We start from the raw sequence: 14,181 nt of genomic DNA, 5'->3' as shown, positions 1-14,181 counted from the left end.
TTCCATGTTCCTGTTGCTGCTGGCCTACCTTGGCGGTGTCCTGACCCTGCTCAGCCCCTGCATCCTGCCGGTGCTGCCGTTCGTGTTCGCGCGCTCGGACCGTCCGTTCCTGCGCAGCGGGCTGCCGCTGCTGGCCGGCATGGCGCTGATGTTCGCGGTGGTCGCCAGCCTGGCGGCGGTCGGCAGCCGCTGGGTGGCGCAGGCCAACCAGGCCGGCCGCTGGATCGCCCTGGCGGTGATGGCGGTGTTCGCGCTGGCGCTGTTGTGGCCGGCCCTGGCGAACCGGCTGCTGTCGCCGCTGCAGCGCCTGGGAGGGCGCCTGGATGCGTCGGCCGGGGACGGCGGGGGCGTCGCCGGTTCGCTGCTGATCGGTATCGCCACCGGCCTGCTGTGGGCGCCCTGCGCCGGGCCGATCCTGGGGTTGATCCTCACCGGTGCCGCGCTGCAGGGGGCCAATGCCGGCACCAGCGGGCTGCTGCTGGCCTACGCGCTGGGAGCGGCGACGTCGCTGGCGCTGGCGGTGTGGATCGGCGGCCGGGTGTTCGCCGCGCTCAAGCGGCACCTGGGCGCGGGCGAATGGATCCGGCGCGGGCTGGGCATCGCCGCCCTGCTGGCGGTGGTCGCCATCGCCATGGGCTGGGACACCGGGGTGCTGACCCGGCTGTCGACGGTGAGCACCGCGCGCCTGGAGCAGGGGCTGCTGGACGCATTGCCGGCGCGCGACCCAATGCCGGGTGGCGCGATGATGATGACGGCGGACCAGGGCGCGATGCCGGGGCTGCCGGTCGAGGGCCAACTGCCGTCGCTGGCCGGCGCCAGCGGCTGGCTCAACAGCCCGCCGCTGGATGCGCAGGGCCTGCGCGGCAAGGTGGTACTGGTCGATTTCTGGACCTACTCGTGCATCAACTGCCTGCGTGCGCTGCCGCATGTTCGCCAGTGGTACGAGCGTTACCGCGACCACGGCCTGGTGGTGGTGGGCGTGCATGCGCCGGAATTCGCGTTCGAGCGCGACGTGCGCAACGTGCAGCGCGCGGTCGAGGACCTGGGCGTCAGCTGGCCGGTGGCGCTCGACAATGATTTCGCGATCTGGCGGGGCTTCGACAACCGCTACTGGCCGGCGCATTACTTCATCGACGCGCAGGGGCGCATCCGCGCCCATCATTTCGGCGAGGGCGGCTACGAGGAGTCCGAGCAGATCATCCGCCGGCTGCTGCGCGAGGCGGGCAATACGTTGCCGGGCGACGCGCCCGCGATAGCGGCGACGGCGCGCGCGGCGGTCGAGCGCGCGGCGGACATGGGCAACCTGCGCTCGCCGGAAACCTACATCGGCCACGCGCGGGCGGAGCATTTCGCCTCGCCGGGCGGACAGCGTGCGGGCCGCGCCTTCGATTACACGGTGCCGGCCGTGCTGCGGCTCAACCAATGGGCGCTTGGCGGGCGCTGGCTGGTGGGCGAGGAGGACGCACGCCTGCAGCAGGCCGGCGGCCGCATTGCCTTCCGCTTCCATGCGCGCGATCTGCACCTGGTGCTGGCGCCGCAGGTGGACGGCCGGCCGGTGCGTTTCCGGATGCGCGTCGATGGCCATGCGCCGGGTGCGATGGCCGGTGCCGACGTGGGCGCCGGTGGCGAGGGCCGGGTGGACGAGAACCGGCTCTACCAGTTGATCCGCCAGGACGGCGACGTCGGCGAGCGCAGCTTCGAGATCGAGTTCCCTGATCCGGGCGTACGCGCCTATGCCTTTACCTTCGGTTGAATCCGGGAGGCCGGACGATGAAACCCGCGATGGAAAAACTGTTCGCCGGCGGCGTTGCCGTGCTGGTCGCCGGCCTGCTGGTACTGGGCGTGGCCGGCCTCGATCGCCCCGTGCACGCGGCGGCGGCTGCGCCGGCGGCGGAGGTTCCCGCGCCCAGCGGCATCGCCGACCTGCGGCAGCCGGGCGTACACCGCGCACGGGTGGTGTTCGCCGGCGGCTGTTTCTGGGGCGTGCAGGGCGTGTTCCAGCATGTGAAGGGCGTGGACAGCGCCGTGTCCGGCTACATCGGGGGCAGCGGCGCCGACGCCCGCTACCCGCGCGTCAGTGCCGGCAATACCGGCCATGCCGAAGCGGTGCAGGTGACCTACGACCCGTCCCAGGTGAGCTATGCGCAGCTGATGCAGGTGTTCTTCTCGGTGGTCCACGACCCCACCCAGCGCGACCGGCAAGGCCCGGACCGCGGCAGCCAGTACCGGTCCGCGGTCTACGCCGATGACGCGGCGCAGCGCGCGGCGACGCGGGCCTACATCGACCAGCTGCAGCGCAGCGGCGTGTTCGCCGCGCCGCTCGCGACCCGGGTCGACGGTGGCAAGCCGTTCTATCCGGCCGAGGACTACCACCAGAACTACCTCGCGCTGCATCCGGACGCGGCGTACATCCGCTTCTACGACCTGCCGAAGATCGAGGCGCTCAAGCGCCAGTACCCGGCGCTCTACCGCGACGCGCCACGGCTGGTGATGCCGGTGTCAGTGCGTTGAAGCCGGGGCAGCGTAGCGGCTCCAGAACACGAAGGGCCGCCGGCTATGCCACCGGCGGCCCTTCGGTTTCCAGGCGTTGGAGCGCGGACTCAGCCCAGGCCTTCGGCCTTGAGCGCGGCCTGCACCGCCGGGTCGGCCTGCATGCGCTGCTCGAAGCGGTCCAGCGCGTCCATGCCGGCCAGGTCGATCTTGAGGCCGCGTGCCCAGCGCAGGGTCACGTAGGTGTAGGCGTCGGCGATGGAGGGGCGCGGCGTCCCGCCCAGCCACTCGACCTGCGCGAGGCGGTCGTTGAGGCGCTGGTACAGGCCCTTGAGCTTGTCACGCGAATGCTGCTGGGTGCGGGCGATGACCGCCTCGTCCTCCAGATACCGGGTCGAGCCGAAGATCGGGTAGTACACCGGGTGCAGGTCGGCGTTGACGAAAGACAGCCAGCGGTTGACCTCGGCGCGGGTGCGCGGGTCGCTGCCGCCGTCCAGGCCGGCGCCCGGGGCCTTGTCGCAGATGTAATGCAGGATCGCCGCGTTCTGGGTCAGGACCCAGCCGTCGTCCTCGAGCACCGGCACCGCGCCGGCCGGGTTCATGGCCATGTACGCCGGCGACTTCATGGTGGCATGGTCGACGATCTGGACTTCGAACGGCAGGCCGGACCAGATCAGCGCGATGTGGTCGGCCAGCGAGCAGGCGCCGGGTTTGGTGTAGAGCTTCATCGGATACCTCGGGGGTGGAATGACCCCCGCATTATCGTCAGCGGCGCGTCGGCCGGCGTGACCGGCATGCGATGCCGCCGCGTCAGGACGTGCGCGGCTTGAGCGACTGCACCTTGTAGAAGGTGTGCCCGCCGATGGTGGCGACCTGGTAGGCGTTGCGCCAGCTGGGGCTGGCGATAGCATGCGCGGCGAAGTGGCTGGCGCCGGGCACGATCTCCTTGCGCTGGCCGGCCGGCAGCGCCCAGTTGCGCTCGGCGGCGAAGGCCACGTCCACGGCTTCGGCCCAGGCGTCGTTGTTGCGCAGTTGGGTGTCCGGCGCCACCAGGGTGGGCGCGAACTGCTTGCGTGCGGTCACCACCTGGCACATCGAGTCGCCCCACAGGCCGCTGTCGAGGCGGCGCAGCGCGACTTCCGCCACGGCCTGCTGGCCGCGCAGGGTCTGGTCGCGGGCTTCCAGATAGACGGTGGTACTCAGGCACAGCGAATCGGCGGCCGGCTGCGGCAACAACTGCGACAGCCAGAGAATCCAGGCCAGTTTCATAGGTCTCCTTGCTCCGTGTGGGCCGCAACCGGCCTGTTCCCCGCGTGGCAGGGACAGGACGGCAGCGGCTTGGCGTCATGGGGAGGCGGCCATGGCATCGGGGCCGCCCCGTGGGCAGACCCCGGTCAATCGACCCTGGGGGCTGCGCCGTGCTCACCAGAACTGGGGGGTGAGCGGAAAGTCGGCGCAAGGTAGGGGGGCAATCCCAAACTCATCCTGAATGCGCGTTCTTGACATTCAGCTTCATTGCAGGGGCCGGATCCGGCCCGGGTGCCGCGATGCGCGGGCGTCCAGGGCGGTGCAGGGTGTGTCGCCGGTCACGAAAAAACGCCTGCGGTGGGCCCTTCCGGATCGCCCGGTGTGCGCGTTGTCGGCGCGGGCGGCAGGGAACCCGATGCCTTGGCCGGCTGCCCGGGGCCCGGCGGCGCCATGCCCGTGCACGCGGACAGCCGCACGCCGCCAAAGCGCTTCGCGCGCGGGTTGGCGGCCAACGGGACGCATGCCCCGGGCAGGGCGCACGGCGATGGCGGTGGTGGATGCGCGCCGCCCGCTGCGGCCAAGCCCGGCGGGCGCGCGCGGCGGCGGGCCTAGAGCGCGGCGGCCAGGCGGCTGCCCTGGTCGATGGCGCGCTTGGCATCCAGCTCGGCGGCCACATCGGCACCACCGATCACATGGGCGGCCACGCCCGCGGCGCGCAACGCATCGGCCAGTGCGCGCATCGGCTCCTGCCCCGCGCAGACCACCACGGTGCCGACCTCCAGCAACCGTTCGGCACCGTCGACGCGGATGCGCAGGCCGCGGTCGTCCACGCCCAGGTACTCCACGCCGCCCAGCATCCGCACGCCCTTGGCCTTGAGCGCGGCGCGGTGGATCCAGCCGGTGGTCTTGCCCAGGCGGGCGCCGGGCTTGCCGGGGCTGCGCTGCAGCAGCCATACCTGGCGTGCCGGCGCCTCGGGTTGCGGCGTGGACAGCGCGCCGCGGCTTTCGAAACTCGGGTCCACGCCCCACTCGGCCATCCAGCGGGCCTTGTCCAGCGACGGCGACGGTCCTTCCTGTACCAGGAATTCACCGACGTCGAAGCCGATGCCGCCGGCGCCGATGATGGCCACTTTGTCCGCCGCCCTGACCCGGCCCTGCAGCACGTCCAGGTAGCTGACCACCATCGGGTGGTCGGCACCGGGGAAGTCGACCTTGCGCGGCGAGATGCCGGTCGCCACCACGACCGCGTCGTAGCCGGCCAGCATCGGCACGTCGGCGCGCGTGCCCAGGCGCACGTCCACGCCGGTATCGGCCAGCCGGTGGCGGAAATAGCGCAAGGTCTCGTGGAACTCCTCCTTGCCGGGGATGCGCTTGGCCACGTTGAACTGGCCGCCGATCTCATCGGCCGCGTCGAACAGGGTGACGGCGTGGCCACGCTCCGCGGCGACGGTGGCGCAGGCCAGGCCCGCCGGACCCGCGCCGACCACCGCCACGCGCTTGGCGACGGCGGCCGGGCGGTAGACCAGTTCGGTCTCGTGCGCGGCGCGCGGGTTGACCAGGCAGGTCGCGCGCTTGTTGACGAAGATGTGGTCCAGGCAGGCCTGGTTGCAGGCGATGCAGGTGTTGATGGTCTCCGGCCTGCCGGCGCGGGCCTTGGCCGGCCACTGCGGGTCGGCCAGCAGTGGCCGCGCCAGCGACACCATGTCGGCCTGGCCGTCGGCCAGTACCCGTTCGGCGACGTCGGGCATGTTGATGCGGTTGACCGCGATCACCGGCACGTTCACGTGCGGGCGCAGTTTGGCGGTGACGCCGGCGAAGGCGGCGCGCGGCACCGAGGTGGCGATGGTGGGCACGCGCGCCTCGTGCCAGCCGATGCCGGAGTTGATCAGGGTCGCGCCGGCCGCTTCGATCGCCCGGGCCTGCTGCAGGATCTCCTCCCAGTTGCTGCCGTCCTCCACCAGGTCCAGCAGCGACAGCCGGTAGATGATGATGAAATCCGGGCCGCAGGCCTCGCGGATGCGGCGCACGATCTCCACCGCGAAGCGCATGCGCCGGGCGGCGTCGCCTCCCCAGGCGTCGTTGCGCCGGTTGGTGCGCGGGGCGATGAACTCGTTGATCAGATAGCCCTCCGAGCCCATGACCTCGACGCCGTCGTAGCCGGCCTCGCGCGCCAGCCGCGCGGCGCGGGCGTAGCTGGCGATCTGGCGCTCGACGCCCCGCGCCGACAATGCGCGGGGCGTGAACGGGTTGATCGGCGCCTTCAGCTTCGACGGTGCCACCTGCAGCGGGTGGTAGGCATAGCGGCCGGCGTGCAGCAGCTGCAGGCAGATATGGGCGCCGTGGCCGTGCACGGCCGCGGTGACCTGCCTGTGCCGGCCCACTTCCCAGGGCCAGGACAGCTTGCTGCCGAACGGCGCCAGCCAGCCGGCGACGTTCGGCGAGAAGCCGCCGGTGACCAGCAGTGCCGCGCCGCCAGCGGCGCGTTCGCCGAAATAGGCCGCCAGCTTGGGGAAGTCGCGGACATGGTCCTCGAGGCCGGTATGCATCGAGCCCATCAGGATGCGGTTGCGCAGCCGGGCGAAGCCCAGGTCCAGTGGCGCGAACAGATGGGGATAGGCGGTGTCGGTGGCTGGCGTCATGATGGATACGCTTGCGTACGGATCGCGTCAGCCTGCCCCGAAACCCGGTCTGCGGCAAGGGGTGGGCGGGCGTGGCCGGCACGCATGCGATGGCCCCGCGGCTCGGACAGCCCCGCGCAGCCTGGCATCCCGGGGCGGCGGCGGGCGCTCCGCATGGCGTGGCACTGGCCCGGGTACGTGCCATCGGCGCGGGTTGTCGGCGCCCCGTGCACCGGCCGGCGTGCCGCGCAGGAGCCGAATCCGCCGAAGTCGCCGCGGCCGCGATTGCGCGGCCGGCGCTATCCGCATGCGTATGCGGACATCAGCCTCACGGTCGTCGTGCCTGGCCGCGTATAGCCGTTGTCAGCGGCCACGGACGGGACAGCGGACCGCCGCGACCCCAGCAGACGCACAGGTGCGGCAGGCACCGCCGCCGGCCACCCGTTGCGCCCACGGCGCGTGCGCGCCGCACGCGGCTGTTCAGTCCCAGCCTTCGAGCACCAGCTTGCCCAGGGTGCTGCCCGACTCCAGCAACCGGTGCGCCTGGCGCAGGTTGGCCGCGTTGACCGCGCCCAGGCGCGCGCTGACGGTGGTGCGCAGTTCGCCGGCGTCGATCAGGCTGGCGGCGCGGGTGAGGATGCGGTGCTGTTCGATCATGTCGGCGGTGCGGAAGCGCGCCCGCGCGAACATGAACTCCCAATGGATGCCGATGCACTTGGCCTTGTACGGGTCGCCGATGCGCAGCTCGCCGGCGGGCTCCACGATCAGCCCGACATGGCCCTGTGGCGCCAGCAGTTCACCGAGTACCTGCCAGTAGCGGTCGGTGTCGGCCAGGTTCAGCGCGGCGTCCACCTGGCTGATGCCCAGCGCCTGCAGCTGCGGCGCCAGGGGCTGGCGATGGTCGATGACGTGCTCGGCACCCAGTGCCCGGCACCAGGCGCGGCTTTCCTCGCGCGAGGCGGTCGCCACCACGGTGAATCCGGCATGGCGGCCAAGCTGGATCGCCATCGATCCGACGCCGCCGGCGCCACCGATGATCAACAGGATCCGGCCGACGTTGCGCCGCCCGTCGAGCTGGTAGGGCATGCGCTGGAACAGCAGTTCCCAGGCCGTGAGCGTGGTCAGTGGCAGCGCCGCGGCTTCGGCGAAATCCAGCGTGCGCGGCTTGCGCGCGACCAGCCGCTCGTCCACCAGTTGCCGCTGCGCGTTGCAGCCCTGGCGGGTGACATCGCCGGCGTAATACACCTCGTCGCCCACCGCGAACGCGGTCACCGCGGGGCCGACGGCCAGCACGGTGCCGGCCGCATCGAAGCCGAGGATGCGCGCCGGGGTTTCCTCGCCCGTGCCCGAACGCCGCAGCTTGGTGTCGACCGGGTTGACCGATACCGCCCGCACTTCCACCAGCAGGTCCTGCCCCTGCGGCGCGGCGGGCGCCGGCAGCTCGACGTCTTCCAGCGCGCGGGGGTCCTCGATCGGCAGGTAGCGGCTCAGGCCAACAGCTTTCATGGCGGAAGTTCCGTTCGGTGGGGGGCTGCGGCCATGATACAAAGGGACCGTTCAGGTCAGGACGACGGCATCTGCCGTCGCGGCCGCTGTCCCGCTGCCGGCCCGGCGCGCCTGCGCGCGGTGGTCGGAAACCCCGCAATGCCTGTCCGGGCTTGGATCTTGTGCGTTTTTACCAAGCTGTATAGGGTGAGGCTCGGTGGCCATCCGAAGTCCGGGGGCCCTGTCATTTGTTACGCAGCTGTTAACGTCGTCTTCACAGCCCAGCGCATAATGTGCACCGCGTTGGCGTGCGGAAACGGCCATCTTTCGGACGCGACGAACGAAATCGCTGTGCTGGACATGCCATTACCGGTTTCATACCCCCGAAACAAGGAGTTGTATTCATGAACAAGAAGATCCTTACCGCCGCACTGCTGGGCGGTCTGGCATTTGCCCAGGCTGCGTCGGCCCAGGAATTCGATGACCGCTGGTATCTGACCGGTTCGGCCGGCTTCAACTTCCAGGACAACGACCGTGGGACCAACGATGCTCCGTTCGTGACCCTGGGCCTGGGCAAGTTCATCAGCCCGAACTGGTCGCTGGACGGCGAGCTGAACTACCAGAACCCGAACTTCGACAAGAACCAGGACCTGAACTGGTCGCAGTACGGCGCCTCGCTGGACCTGCGCCGCCACTTCATCCAGGACGGCCGCGGCTGGAACCCGTACCTGCTGTTCGGCCTGGGCTACCAGAAGGCTGAGGAAGAGTACGTCGTCAATTCGGTGAACTCGCCGGCGCAGCGCAAGGACGGCAACTTTGCCGCCAAGATCGGTGCCGGTCTGCAGACCACCTTCGACAAGCGCGTCGCCGTGCGTGCCGAAGTCGCCTACCGCGCTGATTTCGACGACCAGAGCGTGAACCCGCGCCTGGCCGGCAAGGACAACGACTGGTTCGGCGACGTGCTGGCTTCGGTCGGCGTCGTGATTCCGCTGGGCCCGGCCCCGGTTGCCGCCGTGGCTCCGCCGCCGCCGGCTCCGGTTGCGCCGAGCTGCGCCGACCTGGACGACGACGGTGACGGCGTCAACAACTGCGACGACAAGTGCCCGAACTCGCAGGCCGGCCAGATCGTGGGTCCGGACGGCTGCCCGGTGCCGGTGTCGATCGACCTGAAGGGCGTGAACTTCGACTTCGACAAGTCGACCCTGCGTCCGGATGCCGTCGCCATCCTGAGCGAGGCCAGCGAGATCCTGAAGCGTTACCCGGAACTGCGCGTTGAAGTCGCCGGTCACACCGACTCGAAGGGTACCGACGCCTACAACCAGAAGCTGTCCGAGCGTCGCGCCAAGGCCGTGTACGACTACCTGACCGGCCACGGCGTTGCCGCTTCGCGTCTGGTGGGCCCGATCGGCTACGGAGAGAGCCGCCCGATTGCGCCGAACACCAACCCGGATGGTTCGGACAACCCGGAAGGTCGCGCCAAGAACCGTCGCACCGAGCTGAACGTCCAGAACTGATCGGACGTATCGGTTGATTCGAAACAGGGCCCGGCGAAAGCCGGGCCTTGTTTTTACGCGTTCCCGGGAATCCGGGCGGATGCCCGCGCGACGCGCGCACACGCCTGCCGTGAACCCGGAAATGAAGGTTGAAAGCCCCGCGGGGCATGCCTACACTCGCGGCGTTCCCTGTACGGATGGAAATACCGATGCTGCGTATCGCACTGGCCGGCGCCCTGGCCCTGGTCCTCGTTCCCGCCGCCCACGCAGCCGTCGATTGCTCGGCCAGTGCCATCGTGCCGCCGCCGTTGCCGGCCACGGTGATCGAGCCGGTCGCCATGGAGCTGTATGCCCGTCCGGGCCAGCTGGGCATGCCCTCGGGCGTGCTGGCGCCCAACGCCAGCGGCGAGCAGTCGCTGGACCGCGTACTGATGCGCCTGCGCGTGGAAAGCTGCAACAACGTCGCCAGCGCGATGCCGGCGCGCCCGGCGATCAACCCCAACGATCCGGCGGCCTACAAGCCGCAGACGCAGTACGACAACACGCCGTGGCGGTTCGACATGAGCCAGAACGGCAAGCGCATGACCGCGGACGAGTTCGATGCGTGGATGAAGGCCCGCGGCGTGCGCGTGGTCAAGGCGGCGACGCCGGCGGCCGAAGGCGCGGCCGAAGCCAAGGCGGCGGCCGAGGTCAAGTAAGCCGGGCGCCCGGATGCCGCGCAGGAATTCCCGTGATGCCCGCCCTGCCAGACAGGGCGGGCATTTTGTTGTGCCCTCCGGCACCGCCGCCAGGAACGGGGCGCCCCCGGGCACGCCGCGGCATGGCCTGGCGCGGGTGCTGTCGAAGGCGGGCGTGTGTTCGCGTGCCGAGGCCGCGCGGCGCGTGCTGGCCGGCCGGGTTGGCGTGGACGGCCGGGTCGTGCGCGACCCCGAGTTCCCCGTGGTCCCCGGGCGGCAGCGGGTGACCCTGGACGGCCAGCCCATCGTGGCGGCGCAACGCCTGTACCTGGCCTTGAACAAGCCGCGCGGCCTGGTCACCAGCGTCCGCGACGAGCAGGGCAGGGACACCGTGTACCGTTGTTTCGAGGGCGCGGGCCTGCCGTGGCTGGCACCGGTGGGGCGCCTGGACAAGGCCAGCGAAGGCCTGCTGTTCTTCAGCAACGACCCGGAATGGGCCGCCCGGCTGACCGACCCGGCGACCGGTCCGTTGAAAACCTATCGCGTGCAGGTCGATGGCGTGCCCGATGCGGCGCAGCTGGCGCGCATGCGCGCTGGCATCGACGACGCGGGTGAACACCTGGCCGCGCATTCGGTCGTGCTGCTGCGCCAGGGCGAGCGCAACGCGTGGCTGGAGATCGTGCTGGACGAGGGCCGCAACCGGCATATCCGGCGCCTGCTGCAGGCATTGGGGTTCGACGTGCTGCGCCTGGTGCGGGTGGCGATCGGGCCGGTCCGGCTGGGCGAACTGGCCAAGGGGCAGTGGCGGGTGCTGGAGGAGGCGGAACTGGAGCAGTTGGCCCCGCATTCAGTCCAGGCGCCCGCCAATTCATGAAATTCCTCATGTATTTCATGCAAATAGCTTGATTTCCTAAAGTGCATGGTTAGGCTGTAGGCCTGTTCTCCAGCGAGGTCGCGCAACCATGTCAGCTTTCAACCGCATTGCGGTGTCGTCACTTGGAGCGGCCGCAGCCGTGGTTCTGGCCGGTTGTGCGTCGTCGGGCAAGCCGGTGGCGGCGGCGCCCGCGGAAAAGCCGGTCACGGTGATGGTGGAAGCGCCGATGGCGGAGAAGGACGCACTGGGCAACTACCGCTTCCTCATGCAGCAGGCGGGCAAGAACATGAGCGCCGACCAGTTCGATGCCTGGATGAAGGCCAACGGCATCCGCGTCGCCCGTGGGGGCGCGGCGGCCAAGCCCGAGGCGGCGCCGGCCGCGCCGGCCGCGAAGCGGTAACGCGGCGGCCGCCACGGCCTGCCGCCAATGTCGTAAAAAGAAACAGGCGCCCTGGGGCGCCTGTTCTCATTGGGGGCCCGCTCAGCCCTTGATGACGCCCAGTTCCCGGCCGATGCGGGTGAAGGCGTCGATGGCGCGGTCCAGGTGCTCGCGGCTGTGCGCGGCGCTCATCTGCGTGCGGATGCGCGCCTGGCCCTTGGGCACCACCGGGAAGAAGAAGCCGATCGCATAGATGCCTTCTTCCAGCAGGCGCTCGGCGAACTTCTGCGCCAGCGGTGCGTCGTACAGCATCACCGGGCTGATCGGGTGCACGCCGGGCTTCACGTCGAAGCCGGCGGCAGTCATCTTCTCGCGGAAGTAGGCGGTGTTTTCGGCCAGCCTGCGGCGCAGGTCGTCGGCCTTGTCGAGCATGTCGAAGGCCTTGATGCCGGCGGCGACCACGTGCGGCGGCAGCGAGTTGGAGAACAGGTACGGGCGCGAGCGCTGGCGCAGCAGCTCGATCACTTCGGCGCTGGCGCAGGTGAAGCCGCCCAGCGCGCCGCCCATGGCCTTGCCCAGGGTGCCGGTGATGATGTCGATCTTGTCGAGCACGCCCTTGACCTCGGCCGAGCCGCGGCCAGTGGCGCCGAGGAAGCCGGTGGCATGGCATTCGTCGATGTGCACCAGTGCGTTGTACTTCTTGGCCAGCGCGGTGATCTCGTCCAGCGGGGCGATGAAGCCGTCCATCGAGAACACGCCGTCGGTGGTGATCAGCTTGGTCCTGCAGCCGGCGGCATCGGCGGCCTGTAGCTGCGCTTCCAGGTCGGCCATGTCGCAGTTGGCGTAGCGGAAGCGCCTGGCCTTGCACAGGCGCACGCCGTCGATGATCGAGGCGTGGTTGAGCGCATCGGAGATGATCGCGTCGTTCTCGCCCAGCAGCGGCTCGAACAGGCCGCCGTTGGCGTCGAAGCAGGCGGCATAGAGGATGGTGTCGTCCTTGCCGAAGAACTCGGCGATCTGCTTTTCCAGCTGCTTGTGCAGGTCCTGGGTGCCGCAGATGAAGCGCACCGAGGCCATGCCGAAGCCGTGGCTGTCCAGCGCGTCCTTGGCGGCCTGGATCAGCGCCGGGTGGTCGGCCAGGCCCAGGTAGTTGTTGGCGCAGAAGTTCAGCACGCTGCGGCCATCGTCCAGGGTGATCTCGGCCGACTGCGGGCTGGTGATGATGCGTTCGGACTTGAACAACCCCTGCGCGCGGATGGCGTCCAGTTCCTCGGCGTAGTGCCGGGTGAGCGGGGAAGTGTGCGCGTTGGCGGTCATGGCAGGGTTTTGCGGTGGAGGGAGTGACGATTCTAGCGGCCTGGCGTTGCCGCCGCCGGTTTCATGGGGAATGGCTATAAGCGCCACGGCCGAAGTCATTTCTCCGTGTGCGTGTGCGCCCGCAGCATCGACGCTCCACCCCTGCCTTCCAGGAGCCACCGATGACCGCCCCCTTGTTCCCGTCCACCGCGCCGACCAGGAAGCTGTTGTCCCTCAGCCTGGCCGTGGCGCTGTGCGGGGTGGCGGCATCGGCGCAGGCGCAGCAGCCCACCGTGGAACAACTGCAGCAGCGCCTGGAGCGGCTGGAACGCCTGGCCGGCGTGTCAGGCGTGGCAGCCGTCGAAGGTGTCGACCTGGCCGGGCTGGACCAGCGCCTGCGCATCCTCGAGCGCCGCCTGGAGCTGCAGGAGGAAGAGCGGGTGGCCGCCGCCCGGGCCGCGCCGCAGATCACCGTCGACCCGAGGGGCGCCGCGTTCCGGTCCGGCGACGGCCACTACGAGCTCAAGCTGCGCGGCCTGCTGCAGGGCGACGCGCGCGTGTTCGTCGGCGATGGCAACCAGAACGACAGCTTCCTGCTGCGCACCGCCCGGCCCACGCTGGAGGGTTCGCTGGGCAAGCGGGTCGCCTACCGCTTCACCCCGGAGTTCGCCGGCGACAGCGCGACCATCGTCGATGCCTATGTCGACCTGCGCGTCAATCCGGCGCATGCGCTGCGCGTGGGCAAGTTCACCTCGCCGGTGGGGCTGGAGCGCCTGCAGTCCTCGGCGGCCCTGGTGGACGTCGAGCGCGCGCTGCCCAGCGAGCTTGCGCCGAACCGCGACTTGGGCGTGCAGCTGCAGGGCGAGCTGGCCGCGGGCAGGTTCAGCTACGCGCTGGGCGTGTTCAACGGCGCGGTCGATGGCCGCGACGCGACGAGCAGCAACCCCGACGATGATTTCGAGATCGCCGGCCGCGTGTTCTTCGAGCCGCTCAAGGGCAGCGACAGCGCGTGGGCGGGGCTGGGCGTCGGCCTGGGCGCGAGTGCCGGGCAGAAACATGGCGTTGGCAGCAGCTTCCTGCCGCGCTACCGCACCCCGGGCCAGGCGACCTTCTTCAGCTACCGCAGCACGGTGGCCGCCGACGGCGACACGCTGCGCTGGTCGCCGCAGGGCTGGTTCTACCGCAACGGCTTCGGCCTGCAGGCCGAGTACATCGCTTCGTGCCAGGAAGTGGCCCGCGACGCGCGTCGCACCGCCCTGGAACACCGCGCCTGGCAGGCGACGGCCAGCTACGTCCTGACCGGCGAGGACGCCGGCTACCGCGGGGTGACGCCGTCGCGCCCGTTCGGCGTCAACGGTGGGCGCGGGGCGTTCGAGCTCACTGCGCGCTACGGCGAACTGCAAGCCGACGGGGCGGCGTTCCCGTTCTACGCCGATCCGGCGGCCTCGGCTGCGCGCGTCCGGTCGTGGACGGTGGGCGCGAACTGGTACCTCACCGCGAACCTCAGGCTCGCCACCAACTACCTGCACAGCCGCTTCGGTGCCGTTGCCGGCGCCCAGAGGCTGGCCGACGAAAAAGCCGTTTTCTCGCGCCTGCAAGTTTCCTTCTGACGGAGAGCCCT

At 70.3% G+C, this 14,181-nt stretch carries 12 protein-coding genes; 7 read left to right on the top strand and 5 right to left on the bottom strand.

The window, feature by feature from the left end; translation table 11 throughout:
- The first annotated feature begins 4 nt into the window (after nucleotides 1-4).
- Together AC06E6_RS14975 and msrA are read left to right on the top strand one after the other, a co-directional pair.
- Nucleotides 5-1,753: a cytochrome c biogenesis protein DipZ gene (locus AC06E6_RS14975; RefSeq protein WP_478061858.1), complete on the top strand. Its 1,749-nt coding sequence runs from the start codon at nucleotides 5-7 to the stop codon at nucleotides 1,751-1,753.
- Between the two features lie 17 nt (nucleotides 1,754-1,770).
- Nucleotides 1,771-2,511, top strand: a complete 741-nt coding sequence (gene msrA / locus AC06E6_RS14970) for a peptide-methionine (S)-S-oxide reductase MsrA (RefSeq protein ID WP_240211766.1) — start codon at nucleotides 1,771-1,773, stop codon at nucleotides 2,509-2,511.
- Nucleotides 2,512-2,600: 89 nt separating this feature from the next.
- Here the strand turns inward: msrA and AC06E6_RS14965 are convergent, their stop codons facing one another.
- The 4 genes from AC06E6_RS14965 to AC06E6_RS14950 all read right to left on the bottom strand — a co-directional run bounded on the left by AC06E6_RS14965 (nucleotide 2,601) and on the right by AC06E6_RS14950 (nucleotide 7,862).
- Nucleotides 2,601-3,218: a glutathione S-transferase family protein gene (locus tag AC06E6_RS14965; protein WP_240211765.1), complete on the bottom strand. Its 618-nt coding sequence runs from the start codon at nucleotides 3,216-3,218 to the stop codon at nucleotides 2,601-2,603.
- Between the two features lie 82 nt (nucleotides 3,219-3,300).
- Nucleotides 3,301-3,759, bottom strand: a complete 459-nt coding sequence (locus AC06E6_RS14960; RefSeq protein WP_054663411.1) for a cell wall hydrolase — start codon at nucleotides 3,757-3,759, stop codon at nucleotides 3,301-3,303.
- 587 nt (nucleotides 3,760-4,346) lie between these two features.
- On the bottom strand, nucleotides 4,347-6,377 hold the full coding sequence (locus AC06E6_RS14955) for a 2,4-dienoyl-CoA reductase FMN-binding domain-containing protein (protein ID WP_478061855.1): 2,031 nt from the start codon (nucleotides 6,375-6,377) through the stop codon (nucleotides 4,347-4,349).
- 459 nt (nucleotides 6,378-6,836) lie between these two features.
- Nucleotides 6,837-7,862, bottom strand: coding sequence for a zinc-binding alcohol dehydrogenase family protein (locus tag AC06E6_RS14950; protein ID WP_240211763.1), 1,026 nt, complete (start codon nucleotides 7,860-7,862; stop codon nucleotides 6,837-6,839).
- Between the two features lie 383 nt (nucleotides 7,863-8,245).
- Between AC06E6_RS14950 and AC06E6_RS14945 the strand changes: the two genes are divergently transcribed.
- The 4 genes from AC06E6_RS14945 to AC06E6_RS14930 all read left to right on the top strand — a co-directional run bounded on the left by AC06E6_RS14945 (nucleotide 8,246) and on the right by AC06E6_RS14930 (nucleotide 11,285).
- Entirely contained in the window at nucleotides 8,246-9,355 is a 1,110-nt protein-coding gene (locus AC06E6_RS14945; protein WP_240211762.1) for an OmpA family protein, read from the top strand.
- 188 nt (nucleotides 9,356-9,543) lie between these two features.
- Nucleotides 9,544-10,032 carry a hypothetical protein gene (locus AC06E6_RS14940; protein WP_104940126.1) on the top strand — a complete coding sequence of 163 codons (489 nt, stop codon included), beginning with the start codon at nucleotides 9,544-9,546 and terminating at the stop codon, nucleotides 10,030-10,032.
- Nucleotides 10,033-10,045: 13 nt separating this feature from the next.
- Nucleotides 10,046-10,885, top strand: a complete 840-nt coding sequence (locus AC06E6_RS14935; protein WP_240211761.1) for a pseudouridine synthase — start codon at nucleotides 10,046-10,048, stop codon at nucleotides 10,883-10,885.
- 88 nt (nucleotides 10,886-10,973) lie between these two features.
- Nucleotides 10,974-11,285: a hypothetical protein gene (locus AC06E6_RS14930; RefSeq protein ID WP_240211760.1), complete on the top strand. Its 312-nt coding sequence runs from the start codon at nucleotides 10,974-10,976 to the stop codon at nucleotides 11,283-11,285.
- 81 nt (nucleotides 11,286-11,366) lie between these two features.
- Here the strand turns inward: AC06E6_RS14930 and kbl are convergent, their stop codons facing one another.
- On the bottom strand, nucleotides 11,367-12,581 hold the full coding sequence (kbl, locus tag AC06E6_RS14925) for a glycine C-acetyltransferase (RefSeq protein WP_312348127.1): 1,215 nt from the start codon (nucleotides 12,579-12,581) through the stop codon (nucleotides 11,367-11,369).
- A gap of 161 nt (nucleotides 12,582-12,742) precedes the next feature.
- On the opposite strand from kbl, the gene AC06E6_RS14920 reads away from it, so the two are divergent.
- Nucleotides 12,743-14,170, top strand: a complete 1,428-nt coding sequence (locus AC06E6_RS14920; RefSeq protein WP_478061851.1) for an OprO/OprP family phosphate-selective porin — start codon at nucleotides 12,743-12,745, stop codon at nucleotides 14,168-14,170.
- Nucleotides 14,171-14,181: the final 11 nt, after the last annotated feature.

The sequence above is a fragment of the Stenotrophomonas sp. Steno-Z10-HUANG genome, from assembly GCF_056393075.1.
This window is presented reverse-complemented; position numbering and strand designations above follow the sequence as displayed.

Bases quoted from the DNA above. Each gene is read 5' to 3' on its own strand.
- AC06E6_RS14975 (WP_478061858.1), top strand. From the start codon at position 5: ATGTTCCTGTTGCTGCTGGCCTACCTTGGCGGTGTCCTGACCCTGCTC.
- msrA (WP_240211766.1), top strand. From the start codon at position 1,771: ATGAAACCCGCGATGGAAAAACTGTTCGCCGGCGGCGTTGCCGTGCTG.
- AC06E6_RS14965 (WP_240211765.1), bottom strand. From the start codon at position 3,218: ATGAAGCTCTACACCAAACCCGGCGCCTGCTCGCTGGCCGACCACATC.
- AC06E6_RS14960 (WP_054663411.1), bottom strand. From the start codon at position 3,759: ATGAAACTGGCCTGGATTCTCTGGCTGTCGCAGTTGTTGCCGCAGCCG.
- AC06E6_RS14955 (WP_478061855.1), bottom strand. From the start codon at position 6,377: ATGACGCCAGCCACCGACACCGCCTATCCCCATCTGTTCGCGCCACTG.
- AC06E6_RS14950 (WP_240211763.1), bottom strand. From the start codon at position 7,862: ATGAAAGCTGTTGGCCTGAGCCGCTACCTGCCGATCGAGGACCCCCGC.
- AC06E6_RS14945 (WP_240211762.1), top strand. From the start codon at position 8,246: ATGAACAAGAAGATCCTTACCGCCGCACTGCTGGGCGGTCTGGCATTT.
- AC06E6_RS14940 (WP_104940126.1), top strand. From the start codon at position 9,544: ATGCTGCGTATCGCACTGGCCGGCGCCCTGGCCCTGGTCCTCGTTCCC.
- AC06E6_RS14935 (WP_240211761.1), top strand. From the start codon at position 10,046: ATGCCGCGCAGGAATTCCCGTGATGCCCGCCCTGCCAGACAGGGCGGG.
- AC06E6_RS14930 (WP_240211760.1), top strand. From the start codon at position 10,974: ATGTCAGCTTTCAACCGCATTGCGGTGTCGTCACTTGGAGCGGCCGCA.
- kbl (WP_312348127.1), bottom strand. From the start codon at position 12,581: ATGACCGCCAACGCGCACACTTCCCCGCTCACCCGGCACTACGCCGAG.
- AC06E6_RS14920 (WP_478061851.1), top strand. From the start codon at position 12,743: ATGACCGCCCCCTTGTTCCCGTCCACCGCGCCGACCAGGAAGCTGTTG.